This window comes from Paraburkholderia sp. BL17N1, from assembly GCF_003634175.1.
Taxonomy (GTDB): Bacteria; Pseudomonadota; Gammaproteobacteria; order Burkholderiales; family Burkholderiaceae; genus Paraburkholderia.
This window is the reverse complement of the sequence record NZ_RBIW01000001.1, coordinates 3,152,680-3,169,327: the sequence shown is the minus strand read 5'-3', so window position 1 is coordinate 3,169,327 and position 16,648 is coordinate 3,152,680. Positions and strand designations below refer to the sequence as shown.

15 protein-coding genes and 3 pseudogenes are annotated in these 16,648 nt (G+C 59.3%); 11 read left to right on the top strand and 7 right to left on the bottom strand.

From position 1 onward, the window contains the following. Nucleotides 1-240 precede the first annotated feature (240 nt). The 4 genes from B0G82_RS14305 to B0G82_RS14290 all read right to left on the bottom strand — a co-directional run bounded on the left by B0G82_RS14305 (nucleotide 241) and on the right by B0G82_RS14290 (nucleotide 3,486). Nucleotides 241-969, bottom strand: a complete 729-nt coding sequence (locus B0G82_RS14305; RefSeq protein WP_121307726.1) for a cytochrome c biogenesis CcdA family protein — start codon at nucleotides 967-969, stop codon at nucleotides 241-243. Further along, nucleotides 969-1,358, bottom strand: a complete 390-nt coding sequence (locus B0G82_RS14300; protein WP_121307725.1) for a thioredoxin family protein — start codon at nucleotides 1,356-1,358, stop codon at nucleotides 969-971. The genes B0G82_RS14305 and B0G82_RS14300 overlap by 1 nt, the downstream gene beginning before the upstream one ends. A gap of 337 nt (nucleotides 1,359-1,695) precedes the next feature. Beyond that, on the bottom strand, nucleotides 1,696-2,673 hold the full coding sequence (locus B0G82_RS14295; RefSeq protein WP_116140668.1) for an IS5 family transposase: 978 nt from the start codon (nucleotides 2,671-2,673) through the stop codon (nucleotides 1,696-1,698). 219 nt (nucleotides 2,674-2,892) lie between these two features. Further along, nucleotides 2,893-3,486 (bottom strand): TetR/AcrR family transcriptional regulator, encoded by a 594-nt coding sequence (locus B0G82_RS14290; protein WP_121307724.1) that lies wholly within the window; start codon nucleotides 3,484-3,486, stop codon nucleotides 2,893-2,895. A gap of 176 nt (nucleotides 3,487-3,662) precedes the next feature. On the opposite strand from B0G82_RS14290, the gene B0G82_RS14285 reads away from it, so the two are divergent. The 9 genes and pseudogenes from B0G82_RS14285 (at nucleotide 3,663) to B0G82_RS41080 (ending at nucleotide 10,979) form a co-directional block, all read left to right on the top strand. Further along, nucleotides 3,663-4,001: a hypothetical protein gene (locus B0G82_RS14285; RefSeq protein ID WP_121307723.1), complete on the top strand. Its 339-nt coding sequence runs from the start codon at nucleotides 3,663-3,665 to the stop codon at nucleotides 3,999-4,001. Nucleotides 4,002-4,084: 83 nt separating this feature from the next. After that, entirely contained in the window at nucleotides 4,085-4,891 is an 807-nt protein-coding gene (locus B0G82_RS14280; RefSeq protein ID WP_121307722.1) for an SDR family NAD(P)-dependent oxidoreductase, read from the top strand. A 16-nt stretch (nucleotides 4,892-4,907) separates the two neighbouring features. After that, a complete protein-coding gene (locus B0G82_RS14275; RefSeq protein ID WP_121308701.1) occupies nucleotides 4,908-5,453 on the top strand; it encodes a sigma-70 family RNA polymerase sigma factor in 546 nt (181 codons plus the stop codon). Continuing rightward, nucleotides 5,450-6,091, top strand: coding sequence for a DUF1109 domain-containing protein (locus B0G82_RS14270; protein ID WP_121307721.1), 642 nt, complete (start codon nucleotides 5,450-5,452; stop codon nucleotides 6,089-6,091). Before B0G82_RS14275 ends, B0G82_RS14270 begins: the two co-directional genes overlap by 4 nt. Nucleotides 6,092-6,249: 158 nt before the next feature. Next, on the top strand, nucleotides 6,250-6,561 hold the full coding sequence (locus tag B0G82_RS14265; RefSeq protein ID WP_121307720.1) for a DUF2282 domain-containing protein: 312 nt from the start codon (nucleotides 6,250-6,252) through the stop codon (nucleotides 6,559-6,561). Nucleotides 6,562-6,593: 32 nt separating this feature from the next. Next, on the top strand, nucleotides 6,594-7,517 hold the full coding sequence (locus B0G82_RS14260) for a DUF692 domain-containing protein (RefSeq protein WP_121307719.1): 924 nt from the start codon (nucleotides 6,594-6,596) through the stop codon (nucleotides 7,515-7,517). After that, nucleotides 7,507-8,286 carry a DNA-binding domain-containing protein gene (locus B0G82_RS14255; protein WP_121307718.1) on the top strand — a complete coding sequence of 260 codons (780 nt, stop codon included), beginning with the start codon at nucleotides 7,507-7,509 and terminating at the stop codon, nucleotides 8,284-8,286. Before B0G82_RS14260 ends, B0G82_RS14255 begins: the two co-directional genes overlap by 11 nt. Nucleotides 8,287-8,535: 249 nt before the next feature. Further along, nucleotides 8,536-9,177, top strand: coding sequence for a DUF1109 domain-containing protein (locus B0G82_RS14250; protein WP_121307717.1), 642 nt, complete (start codon nucleotides 8,536-8,538; stop codon nucleotides 9,175-9,177). A gap of 120 nt (nucleotides 9,178-9,297) precedes the next feature. Then, a pseudogene (locus B0G82_RS41080) lies at nucleotides 9,298-10,979 on the top strand (methyl-accepting chemotaxis protein). Between the two features lie 101 nt (nucleotides 10,980-11,080). On the opposite strand, the pseudogene B0G82_RS14240 reads toward B0G82_RS41080, so the two are convergent. The 3 genes and pseudogenes from B0G82_RS14240 to B0G82_RS14230 form a co-directional block, all read right to left on the bottom strand. Next, nucleotides 11,081-11,461 (bottom strand): annotated as a pseudogene (locus B0G82_RS14240) (site-specific integrase); the annotation flags it as partial. 1,193 nt (nucleotides 11,462-12,654) lie between these two features. Next, nucleotides 12,655-13,332 carry a carboxymuconolactone decarboxylase family protein gene (locus tag B0G82_RS14235; protein ID WP_199730133.1) on the bottom strand — a complete coding sequence of 226 codons (678 nt, stop codon included), beginning with the start codon at nucleotides 13,330-13,332 and terminating at the stop codon, nucleotides 12,655-12,657. A gap of 187 nt (nucleotides 13,333-13,519) precedes the next feature. Then, a pseudogene (locus tag B0G82_RS14230) lies at nucleotides 13,520-13,938 on the bottom strand (molybdopterin cofactor-binding domain-containing protein); the annotation flags it as partial. A 313-nt stretch (nucleotides 13,939-14,251) separates the two neighbouring features. Here B0G82_RS14230 and B0G82_RS14225 point away from each other — a divergent pair. Next, nucleotides 14,252-15,457: an arabinose transporter gene (locus tag B0G82_RS14225; RefSeq protein ID WP_241974685.1), complete on the top strand. Its 1,206-nt coding sequence runs from the start codon at nucleotides 14,252-14,254 to the stop codon at nucleotides 15,455-15,457. A gap of 121 nt (nucleotides 15,458-15,578) precedes the next feature. Then, complete coding sequence (locus B0G82_RS14220) at nucleotides 15,579-16,604, top strand: aldo/keto reductase (RefSeq protein WP_121307715.1); 1,026 nt, start codon at nucleotides 15,579-15,581, stop codon at nucleotides 16,602-16,604. Nucleotides 16,605-16,648 lie beyond the last annotated feature (44 nt).

Genomic DNA, 16,648 nt, shown 5'->3' with positions numbered 1-16,648 from the left:
TATATTGTCCGGCATGCACAGCAGGCTACCGGTTCAAACGTGTGCTCTCCGCCATGCTGCCGACGGGCAACAAGGCGAGTGCCGCCGACCTGGCTCCCTCGCCGGACCTGGCGCTCATTGCGCGCGTGACGGGTCAGCTACACAGCTTGTCGTGACAGCGCTTGCCTGGTGAGTCATGCGAAGGCAGAGTTGCTGACTCTTTACAGCAATTCCCTGCGCCCCGGTGCCGCAGACGCATTCTCATATCGATGTTGTCAGCGTGGTGAGCCATGCTGGACTGACGGACAGGAGAAAGGTTTCCAACTGACGGTCGACGCCAGTTATGACGATCGTCCCCATGACAACGAAAAGGGCACCGAGCGTCCAGCGGGCCGTCTTGCCCCACGCGGCAAGCGTGCCTCGCACCTTCATGAGCGAAACTCTCGAGATCGTTCCGAGCAAAACGAGCGGCAGTGCCGCACCCAAGCCGAACAGCGCCATCACGATGGCGATATGGCCGAGGTCCTGACCTTGTGCCGCCAGCGACGTTGCCGCGCCCAGCGTCGGCCCGACACAGGGGGTCCAGACGAACCCCAGCAACAACCCGATCATCATCTGCCCGAGCAATCCGTTTCCTTTTACATCGTCGAGCGCCTGCTGGCCCTTCGCACCGACGACGGAACTGAGCCGGGAAAAAACCCTTTGAAGCGTGCCAGATAACATGACAAGACCGAAGAACAGCATCAGGCTCGCAGCCGCGCGTCGAAGAATCTCAGGGTCCAGTCCCGCTGACGCTCCAAGGGTGGCGAGAAACAGGCCGACACCCGCAAACGAAATGGCCAGGCCAGCTGCCAGCGCGATGACGCCGAATCGATGTTTAGCCAACGCCGACGTCGCGAGTATCGGCAGTAGCGGAAGGACACAGGGAGACAGCACTGATGCCGACCCGGCGACGAGACTTAACCCGTACGTTGCGGCAGTGAATTGCATTACAGAGCCTGTTCAAACAAGGTCCGGATTTCGGCCTCCTGGGTCTGCCCTGTCGAACGTGCCACTTCGTGACCGTTCCTGAAGACAACGAAGGTCGACTGCTGGGTTACCTTTAGTTCCCTTTTCAGTTTCGTTTCCGCATCGTAGTCGGCTATGAAAATCGTCACCTGCTTCAGCTTGGGGTCGGCAGACAGACGGTCGACGATCGGCTTTTGAACCCGGCATGTTGGACACCAGCTCGCATGCAGATATACAACCGCCGGCCGGCCCGATGAGACGGTCTGATCGAAGCTTGCCTGAGTAAATGGCACTTCACCCGCGAATGCAGTGGCTGACGCAGCCAGCAACGCTGCGCCCACGATGGGTTTAACAAATCGCATCCGGTTCATGATTAGACCCTTTGGCGGTTGGAATGGAGGGGAACAGTCGATACCTCAATCCTAGTTCGGATATTCGGCGATATCGGTTACAGCGCGGCTCAAATCTGTCGCGCACCTGTTCGAAGTTCTCGATTGACCCAAGCGCGTCCAATGAAGCGACGGTCCATTTCCCATTCGGATGTAACCAAAGCGGACTTCAGATCGAACTAGGGCTACACTGAACAAGCCGCGAAATTGGCGACGCGTTAGCAATTTGAACGTCGTCAAGTCATGAGGCCGAGCTTGCGCCGTTGCTTTGCGGCCCTCGCGGGCCTTGTGGGCGGGCACTTTGCCCGCCTTTGGCCCACTATGGGCGTACCGATGCCGTCAGTTGCCTGCGCGACAGGTAGACGTTGGCCAGCGCGAGCGCGACGAACGCCCGGTTGGCGTTCTTTGCCAACCCGCGATAGCGCACCTTCGTAAATCCCCATAGTCGCTTCACGACCGCAAAGACATGCTCGACCCGGGCCCGGATCTTCGACTTGTTGCGATTCCTGCCGCGCTGCACCTCGTCGACTTCTCCGCCCGCACGACGCGTCCGCTGATTGGTGAAGTCGCGTGCCTTCGGCGCCTTGCCGTGAATCAGGTCTTTCTGGCTCGCATAGGCGCTGTCGCCGTAGACGCGCTGCTCCTGGCCGTGCAGCAATTGCGGCAGCGGGTGCTTGTCATGCACGTTGGCCGGAGTGAGCACTGCGCTGTGCGCCAGCCCGCTTTGGCTATCGACACCAATGTGCAGCTTCATGCCGAAGTACCACTGCTTACCCTTGCGGGTCTGATGCATCTCGGGGTCGCGCGCCTTCTGTTCATTCTTTGTCGAGCTCGGCGCACCGATGATCGTGGCGTCCACGATGGTGCCGCTCCTGAGCTTCATGCCGCTGGCCTGAAGTACCCGGCCCACTTCGGCGAAGAGCTGCTCACCCAGTTGGTGGGTCTCCAGCAGGCGCCGGAATTTGAGCAGCGTCGTCGCGTCCGGCACGGCTTCGCAGCCCAGATCAATACCCACAAAGCGACGCAGGCTAGCACTGTCGTACAGTGCCTCTTCGCAGGCGAAGTCGGCCAGATTGAACCAGTGCTGGATGAAGTGAATCCGCAACATGCGCTCCAGACCAATTGGCGGGCGGCCATTGCCGCGTTTCGGATAGTGCGGCTCGATCACCGCGCACAACTGCGCCCATGGCACGATCGCATTCATCGTGTCGAGAAACTCGTCGCGCCGCGTGCGTTTGCGGTGCGTCTCAAAACCCGCACCTTGATCGGCTGCCATCGCCAGCGTCTGCTGCTTCATCCTGGTTCGCCTTCCTCATTCAATCCGATCTCTATAACGCTTGACGTACCGGATCGGTGGACTTAATCAGCGTTGCCCTAGCAAATTATCGATTGCAGCAGATGCTGGGCTGGCTTTCGATTTCCTTTGTGTGTTTCTGCGTTTCGCTTCTGAACCTGCGTCGGCGCCCGAAGACATTGGTTTCTGGTCAGGCCGTATCTTTGAGCGCCTACCCGAAGGTCAATTGATATTGGGCTCAAGAAGCGCCAGCACCGGTCGTACAACGCCCTCCAGCAGCGCACGCTCCGGTCTTACCCGGGCAAGCACCCGCATGCCAAGATGTGCTCCCAGCAGCAACCGGGCAAGATCATCTGCAGGTTGTGCAGTCGAAATCTCGCCAGCCTGCTGACCAGCGCGCACGCAACGCCGGAAAAACGCTTCGACCTCGACTAGGACATTTGCGATCATCGCCTGGAAATCGGCGTCGTGTGGTGCAACCTCAAGCGCTGAATTCACCAGCAGGCATCCCTTACGGCCCCTGTCGCAGACCGACCGCTCGACAATCTCCCGGAAGAACGCCTTGATGGCATCCAACGGTGGCAGGCTTCGCTCAAATCTCGATACCCGGTCACTGAAGCTTTTTTCGATGTAATGTGCGAGTGCCCGTTCAAACAGCGACCGTTTGTCCCCGAACGCGTTGAACAGGCTTGCCCCCGTAATTCCCATACTCTGCGCAAGATCCCGGACGGAAGTGGCCTTATAGCCATAGATCCAAAACTGGTGGGCGGCTGCATCAAGGACCGCGTTTTCATCAAATTCCCGTGGTCGGGCCATGTCAACTCCTGCGATCGCGTAGCGCCTTGCCGATCGGCATTGCAACGTCACACGCGTTGCGATATTCTAAATCAATCGATCTAAAATTACCTTGAGGCGATAGCAAACCACCCGGGGTCCTACGAAAAGCCATTACGCAGGCATCAGGCGGTCTGAACACGACGGACAGTAACATCATGATCGACTTCTATTTTCGCCCTACGCCCAACCCTGCAAAGCTTGACCCGATGCTTGAAGAAACCGGTCTCGAGTATGAACTGCGGCCCGTTGACACCAAGAAGGGCGAACGGCACCTCGACTCGTTCCTCAAAGTCAACCCGAGCGCCGCTTTCATCCTGCCCGGCACTGATGATCCGTTGGCGCCATTCGCCAAACTCAAGCGCTGGTTTGCGGAAATTGACGGCGGCCGGGCTGCGATTCGCGCGCGGGCGGTTGGGACCGGATATATGTTCAAGCAGGAGATGGATGCGGCGGCGCGGCACGGCCTCTTGCCGTCCAACTACCCGGCCGCGTGACGCGCGGAATTGCAGGGAGTTTTATACCTTGCGATAAACGATCTGAAGCGCCAAAGGTTCGAGTCAAACGAGGAACATGAGGAATGGAAATCAGGAACAGGCGCGTGTTGATTACGGGTGGCTCCAGTGGTATTGGTCTGGCGCTCGCTCACATTCTCGGCTTGAAAGGCGCGCACGTGGCGATCAGCGGTCGCCGGACTGACAAACTCGATGATGCCATTGCGAGCTTGCGGGTGTCAGGCATTACAGCGAAAGCCATCGTGGCGGACGTTGCAACGGAATCAGGCCGTGCCGCGACGATCGAAGAGGTGCTCGAAACGCTCGGCGGCGTTGACATACTGGTCAACAATGCTGGCGGGGTAAGGGCCGGCAGGCTCGAGAACACTACTGAGTCTGAAATCCGGGCGATGATCGAAGTCGATCTTGTTGCTCCCATTTTTCTTACAAGGGCGCTCCTGCCGAGCCTGCGTGAGAGCGGCGACAGCGCCGTCGTGAACGTTGCTTCGGGAATCGCGTTGATCGGCATGCCGTTCTATACAACTTACGCGGCAGTCAAGGCAGGACTCGCGCACTTTGGTGAGGCGTTGCGACGCGAACTTTCAGGAGAGGGAATCCACGTTCTGACGGTGTACCCCGGGGCGACGGAGACACCCATGATGCGCAGTTCGCGAGCCGGGGCCGAAATAGGCTTCGTACGTGAACCGGCAATAGCCGTTGCCGATGCGATCTGCTCGGGGCTTGAAGAAAACGCCTTCGAGGTCATCCGGGGCGGTGAGGCGCGCGCGCAGATGATCGCCCTGAATCGCAACGATCCTGCCGCACTCGACCGACGCTTTGCCGGCATGAAAGCCGTGCTTGAGGAAGCGGTTCGGGATCACTCTGCTCTTTGAGCCAGGGGTCAAAACCGTGTATTCCGCAGAGCAGCGTCTGAAGACATTGTTTGTCGCGGGCCTCGCGGGTAACGCCGCCGAATACCGCTCGTTCCTGTCCGAACTGGCGCGTCACCTGCGGGGTTATCTTCGCAAGCGGATTCCACAACTCCATGACGACGTCGAGGATCTCGTTCAGGAAATCCTGCTTGCCGTGCACAATGCACGTCACACATACCGCCCGGACGAACCTCTCACCGCGTGGGTCCACGCGATCGCACGTTATAAGCAGATGGATTTCTTCAGGACACGTGCGCGACGCGAATCGTTGCACGAACCGCTTGACGAGCACGACGACATTTTCGCCGAATGCGACGACGAGCCGGCAGATGCCCGTCGTGATGTCGGGAAACTACTTGGTCATCTGCCTGACAAACAGAGGCTCTCGATCCTGCACGTCAAGTTGCAGGGACTTTCGGTTGCCGAAACCGCCCAGTTGACAGGGCTATCGGAGTCGGCCGTCAAGGTCAGCATCCATAGGGGACTCAAGGCTCTGGCCGCACACGTCCGGAGAATTGCATGAGAACAGATGATCTTGTCGGGTTGCTCTCGACCGGCGTAACACCCGTAAGAACAGGCACCACAGCCCGTCGATTCAACATCTCACTGCCTGTCGCCGCTTTTGGCGCAACGGCGTTAATGGCTGCTGTGTTTGGCATTCGCCCCGATCTGGGGGTCGTCGTCAAAACCCCGATCTTCTGGGAGAAGCTCGCGTTACCGCTATGCCTCGCAATGGGTGCCCTGATTGCGACCGTTCGGCTGGCGCGCCCCGGCGCCAAGGTTGGAGCCGGATGGTCCATCATGGCAACACCGGTGCTAGTCGTCTGGATCGCTGCAATAATGATCGTCGTCACCGCGGCGCCAAAAGACCGGCTGGCCGCGGTACTCGGGCACTCGTGGCGGTCATGTCCATTCAATATTCTTCTGCTCGCCGTTCCAGGCTTCATCGCCGTATTCTGGGCCGTCAAAGGTTTGGCACCCACGAGTCTCCGGCTTGCCGGTGCTGCCTGCGGGCTGCTCGCGAGTTCGATCGCCACAGTCGCGTACTGCTTTCATTGCCCTGAGATGAGCCCGGCGTTCTGGAGCATCTGGTATATGGCTGGCATGTTGCTCACAGCCGCGCTCGGGGCGGTGCTTGGCCCCAAATTCCTTCGCTGGTGAGTAACGCTCCGACACTGCGCAGTGGTGTCTCCGGATCAAATGGTTGATGTCGACCACCCAAGGTAAAAAAAGAAAACTCCCCTGTAACCAGACATCTGTGACCCACGAATTAGATGACGTGTCCATCACGGATACCTTCTAACTTCTGGAGAAATTCGATGTCCGCAAAAGCCACTGTTAGTTCCACCCTGCTTGCCGGCGTTGTTGCGAGCCTGCTTGCATCAGTCGCCCACGCAGCACCGCTCACAAAAGCGGAAGAAGGCGCAGCCATTGCGGCCCACAAGGAAAAGTGCTACGGCGTCGCCCTGAAGGGGCAGAACGACTGCGCCGCCGGTCCCGGCACGACGTGCCAAGGGACATCGGCCATGGACTTCCAGGGTAACTCGTGGAAGTTCGTCCAAGGCGGCACCTGCACGAGTATCGAAGTGCCTGGCGGTGGCCATGGATCGCTCACGCCGCTAAAGTCCTGAACCGCCCCACAGCTTGATGAACGGGAGCGGCCATGAACGATACCTCAAGGACAACGACGATTTGCGAGCCCGGCTGTTCCCGTGGCGTGACGCGTGGCGCTCAAGGGCTCGCCGGAACCAGTTTCAAACATGAACACCTGAGCGCGATTCTCGCGGACGGTCTGAAGGATGGCTTCTTCGAAGTTCACGCCGAGAACTATATGGGCGCCGGGGGTCCACCCCACCGGGCACTTGCGGCAATTCGCGAAGCCTATCCACTCTCCCTGCACGGCGTGTGCATGTCGATCGGCGGACCAGGAGCACTGGACCTCTCGCATCTTGCGCGCTTTCGCGATCTGGTGACGTGCTACGAACCCATGCTGGTGTCCGAACACCTCGCGTGGTCCTCACACGGCGGCACATTCTTCAACGACCTCCTGCCGTTGCCGTACACGCAAGCAACGCTCGAGCACGTATGCGAACACATCGACCAGGTCCAGGACGCGATCAAACGCCCCCTCCTTCTTGAGAATCCGTCGACCTATGTCGCGTTCGCATCCTCGACATTGAGCGAAACCGAATTCATCCGCGCAGTCGTTCAACGTACCGGCTGCGGCCTGTTGCTGGACCTCAACAACGTGTTTGTTTCGGCGACCAATCACGGCTTTTCCGCCGAGGCGTATCTCGACGGATTACCGCTTGAACAGGTGGGCGAAATACACCTGGCCGGACATAGCGAGCAGCGCGACGATGAAAACGAACCGCTGCTCATCGATAGCCACGACTGCGCCATCTCCTATCCCGTCTGGCGTCTCTATCGGGATATCGTTGCACGAATCGGCCCAAGGCCGACGCTGATCGAATGGGATAGCAACCTTCCCGCATGGCCTGTATTGCGGGCACAGGCGCTATCCGCGCGGCACATCATGGTTGAAGACGCAGTGTCACTCGCTGACGAGGCCAGCCATGCGGCCTGAAAATCCTTGTCGCGGCTACGCGACTGCGTTTGCACTGGGTTTGACGGACCCATCGATCACCGCGCCTGAAGACGTGATCGCCGCACCGGGCAAGCGTGTGGTCAAGCGGTACAACGTCTATCGCAACAACGTCACGGCCAGTCTTATCGATGCGCTCGCAGCGGTCTATCCTGCGATTCAGCGCATCACTGGCGTCGATTTCTTCAGGGCGATGGCCCGTTTCCATCTCCGCGCGACGCCTCCCACTTCGCCGCTGCTGTTCGAGTACGGACGCGACTTTCCCGCGTTCATCGAATCCTACGAATATGCGCGTGAAATGCCCTGGCTTGCGGATACCGCGCGCATCGAGCGGGCGTGGCTGGATGCCTATCACGCAGCCGACCTGCCTGTGCTCGCTGCCGAGGCGTTAGCCGGGATCGAACCGGCGTCTCTCCCTGAAGTCCGTTTCACCCCACACCCCGCCGCGCGGGTGGTGCGATCACGGTATCCCGCCGTCGCCATCTTTGCGATGAACCGGACCGATGACCCCGTTACGCCGCTCCGCTCGAGCGAAGCGGAGGATGCGCTCGTGACACGCCCCGGGCATGAGGTGCTGGTATCGCGCCTGCCGGCTGGCGGTGCGGCCTTCCTGACCCATCTTTTCGAAGGTGCATCGCTGGGCGAGGCGGTCGCGGAGGCTTTTCAGGAGGCGCCCTCCTTCGACATCCAGGCCAATCTGGCAGGAATGCTTTCTGCCGGCGTATTTACCGGCATTCAACACGGAGATTGACCAGGATGTCGGAACCACAAAGCGTGAAGCCGCCCTTTCCCTCCGTCCTCATATCCGCGATCGGCATAGCGAAGGGACTGATCCAGACACTCTCTCAACCGTGGATTGCTCAGTTCGTGCTGCGGCTTGCGCTGGCGGTGTCGTTCGGGAAATTGGGAATTCAGAAACTGAGAGCTCGCCCGACAGCCGGTGCCCGTATTGCATCACGGATGCGCTTTCAAAACGTTGGGACGTTTTCCGTTGGGCAACATGAGAACTTCAGATCTCATACTTAGGCTAACTAAAAATCTGATGCCGATCGAGTCGAATTTTTCTTCGAAGCGGCTCAATCGCGCGCTTAGCGTTGGCATGTCCAGCAGCACGGCTTTGCTGGTGATACTTTACGGCATCCGCAGCGACATGCCTGAATTGTTACTGACGACGATGTTCTGGGTACGGCTCGCGTTTCCGGTCACGACGCTCATCGCTGCTTTGAACCTCGCCGGACGTCTTGGACGACCCGGCGCACCCGTCAAGCTGGCATGGTTAGCGGTCACACTACCCTTCATTGTCATGTTGCTCGTTGCCACGTTCGTGGTGTTCGCGACCCCGCCAGGCTATCGCCTGCGACTGATGTTAGGCACAACCTGGAAAGTCACCACAGCTAATATTGTTCTGCTATCTCTGCCATCGCTTGCCGCAGTGATGCACGCCTTGAAGGGACTCGCTCCCACCCGCCTGATATTGGCAGGTACAGGCGGCGGACTGCTCGCCGGCGCGCAAGGTCTGCTCGTATATTCGCTTTACTGTTCAGAGATGTCGGTACCGTTCTGGGGTGTCTGGTACGTACTGGGCATCAGCATAACCGCCGGTATCGGTGCCCTGATCGGTCCGCTCTATTTGAGGTGGTAGCCAGGGAAGAGCACCAGGGGAAATCACGTCGCGGAAAAGCAGGTTTCCTGATCAATACAGGTCCTCTGTGTTGATTCGACGCTGAGTCAACAGTTGCAACCTACATGCGAAGGAAAAATCGTGAAAACTATTGGCAGTCTCAGGATAGGCGTTCGCCTTGGAATTGGATTTGGCGTGACGCTCGTTTTGCTATGTCTTGCAGGCGCGCTAGGCCTCGCCCAAACTTCCCGCATTTATGCCGGTACGCAAGACCTTGCAACCAGTCTGCTTCCCAGTGTCCAGCGTCTGGGCAATATACGGGCGCTGGCTGATGAGATGCGCCAGGCTTCCTTAAGTTATCTGATTGCATCCAGCTCGTCGGAACGTCAGTTCAGCGGTCGAAACACGACGCCGCGCTAAATGAGTTATCGCGGGTGTGGCCACAGTACGAAGCGGTGGTCCGCTCTGCTGAAGAACTGCAATTGTCGAACCAGATCAAAGCAGCATGGAGCATCTATCTCTCCCTGGACAAACAGCTGAACGAGCTTGCCGACAGTGGAGATGAGCACTTCAGCGACGCCCGGTCTTTCGCTGGGCGCGAGTCTTTACGCGCGTTCACCAAAGTCACTGACCTCATTGCGCAAGACATTGCTCTTAATAGCCAGGGAGCGGACGATTCCAGTGCAGAGGCTGCGGCCGCCTTCCACAGCGCGTTGCTTGTTACGTGCGTGCTGATCGGAACAGCCGTCGCGTTGAGCCTGATTGTTGCGTTCATCATCACTCGCTCCATCACGGCCCCAATCCGTATGTCCGTGAAGATTGCGCAAACGGTGGCGCAAGGCGACCTCACCTCGAAAATCGAAGTACGCGGCAAGGACGAAACGAGTCAGCTACTGCGAGCGCTCAAACACATGAATGAGCGACTCGCGGAACTGGTTGGACAGGTACGATCTGGCAGCGAAACCATTGCCACGGGCGCTGCGCAGATCGCAGCAGGCAATACGGATCTGAGCCAGCGCACGGAAGAACAGGCTGCGTCGATTGAGGAAACCGCAGCGAGCATGCAGCAGTTGGCTTCCACCGTCAGGCAAAACACGGAAAGTGCCCGGCAAGGCAGCACGTTCGCGGCAAACGCGTCCGATATCGCGCAACGTGGCGGCAATGTTGTTGGACGGGTGATCGAGACCATGCATGCGATATCGGAAAGTTCGGCCAAGGTGAACGATATCATCGCCGTGATCGAAGGTATCGCTTTCCAAACCAATATTCTCGCGCTCAACGCGGCAGTCGAGGCGGCACGTGCGGGCGATCAGGGACGCGGTTTTGCCGTTGTCGCGGCAGAAGTACGGACCCTTGCGCAACGAAGTGCCAGCGCCGCGAAAGAGATTAAAGGACTCATCACGCACTCAGTCGACCGCGTAAAGGCCGGTTCAGATCTGGTGAACGAAGCAGGCATGACCATGGATGAGGTGGTCCAGGCAGTCAAGCCCGTCGCCGACCTGATGGAAGAGATTACGGCAGCTTCGCTCCAACAGCATACGGGTATCGAACAGGTCAACACGGCCGTTGCGCAGATGGACCAGGTGACGCAGCAAAACGCCGCATTGGTTGAGGAGGCCGCGGCCGCGGCGCAATCGATGTCGGCGCAATCCGGCACGCTGCGCGAGGTCGTGTCGATTTTCAAGCTGGCAATTGATCCTTCGAAGACAGCCCCTGCGAGGTCTCGAACCGTAGAGCGAGGTAAATCTGTCACCAAAAACGAAGTAAAGTCGTCAACTTCCGTTTTTGCGTATTTCGCACGACAGTCTCGGGACGCGGATTAAGGGAAAGCTCCTGATCTATGAAGCGTGGGCCCCTGCCACGAGGCCGCGAGCTACCGGTAGCATTCATCCAGGGCAAAAGCTGCCTGCCATGCAATTGGCGCGGCCTGAACGGCGGGTGCAGCCGCACCCCGCTCCTTGATCTTCTCACGCCTCGTGAGGAGTCTTGAAGGTGTGATCTCCTCTAGCTTTAACCGCCCGAACTTCGCTGCAAGATTCCGGTCGTAGACGGACTTCCTCATCGCGCGGGTCGATTCTGCGAGCGTGGCTTCCGCGAAGTATTTTTCCGCTCACGTCCCGAACGTCATCGCTTCGGCCGCTTCCACACGCTTTTCAACCTTGCTTCTCGACGGGCTGACGCCCTGCTCAACTTCCCGACGAGCACGTTCAAGGAGCAGCCTTGCTTCCGCAAGACGCACCGACGTGCCAAAGGAAAGTTCGTCGGCGGTCGGCTTGAGTGCCCGCAATTCGAGGTCCGTCAGCATGCAATGCTCCGTGAACTGATACCGAGTTCGATACCGTCACACGCCGTGACGGTATCAAAATTGATCGTCTGCAGAGAAAGATGCTATACCGTCGCCCGTGCCGTCGGCGACGCAGTGCTGCCGGCGGACGGCAGCGGATAAAAATAGTCGATAAACCCTTGTTTTTGTATGGGAAACCAAGGAATCGCCGGACCTCTGCAGACCACTGCAGAGTGGTCCTGATTTATTCCCACTCAATTGACAACCACCCGTCGCAAACCCAACGCTGGGCTTGACTCGGATCCCATAGCGGCAGCCGATACCGTCAGCGATACCGGCATTCCAGTCCGGCACTCAACGGCCTTAGGTGGGCCGCATCGGAAAATCAGCGCCGCCGGCTTAAGAAAAATCGTCTAAGCGACGCATCTCGAGATGATTTCGGAGGTTGGATACTGTCTGCGATACCGTCAGGTCACGGCTGCCTAACTGAACCGGCCGGCGGCTGATCGGCCTTATGGAAAGCTTCGCATAAGGCCGATCAGCCGCAGAGTCTGCCTCCCCTCTCCCGTACGCGGCACCCCCGTCAAAGCCTTTGCCGTGATAAGGCGCGGGTTATCACGCCCTGACCACCGTGCTGCCTGCCACCGGACCCTGATCATGGCTAAAGCCGGACATTTCTATAAAGCCCTAACATTTATGTGTCGTACGACAAAGGCGCACTACGTCCGACTCGTTCCGTCAGGGAAAACTGCGGTTGGGCCGTCTTGACTTCTTCCAGCGGCAGAAAGCGGACGCACCGCCGAGTCAACTCGATGAGCATGAGGGTCTGTTCGCATACCATCAGCCTGACCTCATTCGTATTTCCATCAACGGTCGGAATGTCGGACGCATTGTCTCGCCGCAGGAAATCCGCCAGAACCTGCCTCCGTCGATTGTTTTTGCGCGCTACCGAGGTGACACGGGATGCAATTGTTCGGGGCGGCGGAAGCTATGCGGTTCCCGACAGCCTGAAGGCGTTCGGCGACAGTGCCATCGCTATTACCGATGTCCAGGAGTCAAAACGAAAGGTTACCTTAGCATTGAACCGCGGCCGGTAGGGGCAGCACGAGCCGTTGTCTGCCGCCACGTCGTAGACGGACTGGTGGAGTATGCGCCGCGCACCACGAACGGTGACCCGAGCCGATCGAACCGGTGCATGATGTAGCGCAGCGACTTTAGTGACCCATCGGTACCGCAAGTTGTCGCTCCAACGCTCCTTCCGCGCGTCGTGCGGCCTGTCGGTCTACGCGATCGGCCAATACCTCGCAGAGCTGTCTCAATTGCCCAGCAGAAAGCCCAACGTTCATGCTGATTCGCATATGCGCTTGCAACTGTGAATCGCCCCCCGTCAGCGCGGCGAGCATGCTTACCGTCGCCAGTTCGCGGCTCTGCCAATCGAGATTGTCGCGCTCGAAAATGTCGCCGAACAGATGAGTCTTCAGGAATCGGTCGATCGCCGGTGCGAAATCGAACAATGCGCCTTTCACCGGCCCGCCGGACAACTTCGTCTGGTTCGCCGTGCCGGCGAGGAGCAATGCTTCGCCGGTCGGCACAGGACGACCGGGCGCTTGACCTTCCGTGTCTTGCAGCCCCGCCTGCTTGCGCGTCTCCACCACCTTCATCAGCGCGCCGAGTGCATTGAGGCTGCGCGGAAAGCCGGCGTACGCATAAAGCTGCACGAGGATTTCTCGCACCTCACTGATCGTCAGACCGGTGTCCAGCCCTTCGTTCAATGCAGCAGTGAGTTTTTCGATGTCCGCCGCAGCAGCGAAAGCCGCGATGGGCACGATCGCCTGTTGTCGGGCAGTCAGCGCTTCAGCAGCATTTGGAAGAGACGTTTCCGTGTTTGCCATGTCGTTGGATTCCTCATGTGAAGTTGCCTGCGTCGGCACTGCCGATAAGCCGACGGCTAGAACTAATACCGTTGCCCGAAGAAATCTCTGAACGGACCCGTCGTGCCGAACGGCAAGTCTGCGTCGCGAGATAGCCGATATACCCATGTCGAATGAAGGAAGCCGCATTTGCTCTCTGCCCGAAACGTCAAACTGTTGCCGGCAAGCGATCGAGAAACTTCCCAAGCGTGATCGGATATTGGCGCACACGCACGCCGGTCGCGTTGTAGACGGCATTCGCAACTGCGGGCGCGACACCCGTGAGACTGAGTTCGCCAACGCCCTTCGCCTTCACCGGCGAAATTACCGGGTCGACCTCGTCGATGAATGCGACGTCGAGATGCGGTATGCCGGCATGAACCGGCACCTCGTAGCCGGCCAGGTCATACGGTTGATAAACAGGTCTAAACGCTTGGCGACCGCCATCTTCTCCATCAGCGCCACGCCGATTCCCATCGTCATGCCGCCGATCACCTGGCTGCGCGCTGTCTTGGGATTCAGTACGCGGCCCGCCGCACAGACGGCAAGCGCACGGCGCATACGGATTTCGCCGATGAACGCGTTCACACCGTCCAGCGTTGCTCCCGCGGGCTTGCACGATGGTGTGCCGCAACGAGAACTTTAGCGGGGAAAGATGCTGCTCGAAAGCCGCCCTTCGATTGATGGCCCTGTGAATGACGCTCAACAATAGACGGCCTCAAATCGACGAAACATCCATTGCGGTCGCCGCCGCTTTGTGAATGGCGCTCATTGGTCCATCAAGCGAACGCCGGCTAAACAAATCGCGATCAATTCGCTAGATTCGACGCCATGTAGAGCGCACGATGCGTGCAGCACGATGCTGACCGATCGATCCCGACGCGCTCGCCACTCGATGGAAATGCCCGTGACACCACCGCAATACCATTCGGCAGCGACCGACCGCTCTTTGCTTTCACTGATGAGTTGCGTCTTCACCGTGTTCCTGGTCACGGGTGCGGCGCTGCCCGCTTTGCCGCTGCACATCCACCACGATCTCGGCTTCAGCACATTCACCGTCGGGCTGGTGTCCGGCGCCCAGTTCGCGTCGTCGCTGGTCTCCCGCCTGTGGGCCGGCGCGATTGCAGACCGGCGGGGACCGAAGTTCGCCGTTTCCACAGGGCTTAGGTTGACCACGACGGCCGGACTGCTGTACCTGTTGTCGCTGACGTTCTCCGGCAACCCGTCGCTGTCCGCCGCAATCCTTTTCATGGGTCGCGCGCTGCTCGGCGCCGCGGAGAGTTTCATCATGACCGGCTCGCAAAGTTGGTGCCTCGCGCTCGGCGGTCCGGGCAACGTCGGCAAAACGATCGCGTGGATCGGAACATCGATGTTCGTGGCGCTGGCGGTCGGTGCACCGCTCGGCAGCTTTCTGTTCGATGCTTTCGGCTTTGCTTCGATCGGACTCGCCACTTCCGCCGGCGCGGTCGCGACGATGCTGCTGATCGGTCCGGTTCCGGATGCAAGAACACGATCCGAAAATGGAGCAACCGTCCGGGAAGTACTGAAAGCCGTCTGGCTGCCAGGGCTGGGCATGGCGTTCCCCGGTCTCGGCTACGGCATCATGACCGCGTTTTCCGTGCTGCTATTCGTTCAACGGGGCTGGCAACCCGCATGGCTCTCCTTTACCGCATTTGCCGCAGCGCTGATGGTTGCACGAGTCTTTTTCGGTGCATTCCCCGATCGCCTTGGCGGTGCGCGCACGGCAGTCATCTTCGTCACCCTATACAGCGTCGGCATGGCGCTCGTCTGGGCCGCAGCGACCGCATGGCTCGCGTTTGCAGGCACGGCGCTGGCGGGATTCGGCTACGCGCTCGTCTATCCAGGCTTCGGCATCGAGGCAGTGGCAAGGGCGCCAACAGAAGCCAGAGGGCTGGCCATGGGCGTCTACACAGCGTTCATCGATGTCGCGCTCGGCATCTTTGCGCCACTACTCGGCCTCGTCGCCGATGCAACGGGGCTCGGCGCCCTCTTTCTGATCAGCGCGATTCTTGCCCTGTGCGCGCTACCCATCGCAATGAGACTTCGTTCGCCTGCCGAAACCGCTCGACATGCACACCTCACATGACAGGCGAGCGCCACCTCACCTGCCCGATGAGTGTGTCTGGCCCGTTTCCTGTCCCGGTCGACATCACGGTTTCGTGAACCCGCATCGTCGTTGTACAACACTCGCTCATCCGGAGAAGCACATGCAATATGTCAATCTCGGCCGAACCGGCCTCAAGGTCTCACGCCTTTGTCTGGGCTGCATGAGTTATGGGGAACCCGCCCGTTTACCGCAACCCTGGTCGCTGGATGAAGAGGCGTCTCGCGCGTTCTTTCGCCAGGCACTCGAGGCAGGAATCAACTTCTTCGATACGGCGAACATCTATTCCGGCGGCAGTTCCGAGGAAATCACCGGGCGCGCGCTTCGCGACATGGCGCGACGCGAAGAAATCGTGGTCGCGACGAAGGCATTCTTTCCATGGAGAAATTCGCCCAATACTGGCTTTCTTTCGCGCAAGGCGCTATTCCAGTCGATCGACGACAGCCTGAAGCGACTCGGCATGGACTACGTCGATCTATACCAGATTCATCGCTTCGATCCCGGCACGCCGATCGAGGAGACCATGGAGGCGCTGCACGACATCGTCAAATCCGGAAAGGCGCGCTACCTGGGCGCTTCGTCAATGCAAGCATGGCGTTTCGCGAAGATGCAGCATGCTGCCGAGCGCAACGGCTGGACGCGTTTTATCTCCATGCAACCGCAGTACAACCTGCTCTATCGCGAAGAGGAGCGCGAGATGTTGCCCCTTTGCATCGATCAGGGCATCGGCGTCATTCCATGGAGTCCGCTGGCGCGCGGCAGGTTGACGCGCGACTGGAGCGAAAGCACCAACCGTACGGAGAACGATGCGTTCGCCCTCCAGATGTATCTGAATACGGAGGCGCAGGACCGGAAGGTGATCGACGCGGTGACCCGCCTCTCCGAAAACCACGGCGTTCCACGGGCGCACGTCGCGCTTGCGTGGCTGCTGGCGAAACCCGGCGTGAGCGCTCCGATCGTGGGAGCAACCAAGCCGGAGCACCTTGCAACGGCGATCCGGGCGCTCGGCTTCTCGTTGACCGACGATGAGATTAACGCGCTGGAGGCGCCTTATGTGCCTCATCCGGTCGACGGGATCGTTCCGCCACTGCCCGGGGATTTGCCGACCCTTACGCCGCCGGGTGACTGAAAGCGATGTACATCGATTTCGACAGTCTTCCATCAGGAAAACGG

Excerpts from the sequence above, each read along its gene's own strand:
- B0G82_RS14305 (WP_121307726.1), bottom strand. The coding sequence starts at position 969 with ATGCAATTCACTGCCGCAACGTACGGGTTAAGTCTCGTCGCCGGGTCG.
- B0G82_RS14280 (WP_121307722.1), top strand. The coding sequence starts at position 4,085 with ATGGAAATCAGGAACAGGCGCGTGTTGATTACGGGTGGCTCCAGTGGT.
- B0G82_RS14265 (WP_121307720.1), top strand. The coding sequence starts at position 6,250 with ATGTCCGCAAAAGCCACTGTTAGTTCCACCCTGCTTGCCGGCGTTGTT.
- B0G82_RS14300 (WP_121307725.1), bottom strand. The coding sequence starts at position 1,358 with ATGAACCGGATGCGATTTGTTAAACCCATCGTGGGCGCAGCGTTGCTG.
- B0G82_RS14255 (WP_121307718.1), top strand. The coding sequence starts at position 7,507 with ATGCGGCCTGAAAATCCTTGTCGCGGCTACGCGACTGCGTTTGCACTG.
- B0G82_RS14250 (WP_121307717.1), top strand. The coding sequence starts at position 8,536 with ATGAGAACTTCAGATCTCATACTTAGGCTAACTAAAAATCTGATGCCG.
- B0G82_RS14235 (WP_199730133.1), bottom strand. The coding sequence starts at position 13,332 with ATGGCAAACACGGAAACGTCTCTTCCAAATGCTGCTGAAGCGCTGACT.
- B0G82_RS14295 (WP_116140668.1), bottom strand. The coding sequence starts at position 2,673 with ATGAAGCAGCAGACGCTGGCGATGGCAGCCGATCAAGGTGCGGGTTTT.
- B0G82_RS14270 (WP_121307721.1), top strand. The coding sequence starts at position 5,450 with ATGAGAACAGATGATCTTGTCGGGTTGCTCTCGACCGGCGTAACACCC.
- B0G82_RS14220 (WP_121307715.1), top strand. The coding sequence starts at position 15,579 with ATGCAATATGTCAATCTCGGCCGAACCGGCCTCAAGGTCTCACGCCTT.
- B0G82_RS14285 (WP_121307723.1), top strand. The coding sequence starts at position 3,663 with ATGATCGACTTCTATTTTCGCCCTACGCCCAACCCTGCAAAGCTTGAC.
- B0G82_RS14260 (WP_121307719.1), top strand. The coding sequence starts at position 6,594 with ATGAACGATACCTCAAGGACAACGACGATTTGCGAGCCCGGCTGTTCC.
- B0G82_RS14225 (WP_241974685.1), top strand. The coding sequence starts at position 14,252 with ATGCCCGTGACACCACCGCAATACCATTCGGCAGCGACCGACCGCTCT.
- B0G82_RS14290 (WP_121307724.1), bottom strand. The coding sequence starts at position 3,486 with ATGGCCCGACCACGGGAATTTGATGAAAACGCGGTCCTTGATGCAGCC.